General features: G+C 67.4%; 1 protein-coding gene. It reads right to left on the bottom strand.

The genetic code is table 11. The features are described from left to right. Window positions 1-383: VOC family protein (locus G3I78_RS50770; RefSeq protein WP_343244058.1), on the bottom strand; the 383-nt coding region annotated here is incomplete at its 3' end. Window position 384 lies beyond the last annotated feature (1 nt).

Genomic DNA, 384 nt, shown 5'->3' with positions numbered 1-384 from the left:
ATGCACGACTCGTTGACGCCATCGGCGCGCTGCGTCAGCACGTGTTTCGCGCCGAGCGCCATCAACCGTGCGCATTCGGCCTCGAGTGTGGCCAGGCGCTCGTCACCCACGAGGCCGGTGCCGACCCGCACATCGAGATGCACGCGGTTCTTGGCGACCTTGCCTTCGGGAACGCGCTGGAAGTACATGCGCGGACCCGCACCCGAGGGATCCATGCAGACGAAGGCCGCGCCCTGACTCTCGGGCGGCAGCGAGCCGTTGTACTCGTCCCATGTGGCGAAGCCCTCCGGCGGCGGCGGTACGACGTACCCCAGCAACTCGCACCAGAAGCGGGCGAGGCGCTCGGGTTCGGCGCAGTCGAAGGTGACTTGGAACTGCTTGATC

Source organism: Streptomyces sp. SID13726 (assembly GCF_010548375.1).
Taxonomy (GTDB): domain Bacteria; phylum Actinomycetota; class Actinomycetes; order Streptomycetales; family Streptomycetaceae; genus Streptomyces.
Note: the sequence above shows the minus strand (reverse complement) of the source record. Positions and strands in the feature narration are given on the sequence as shown.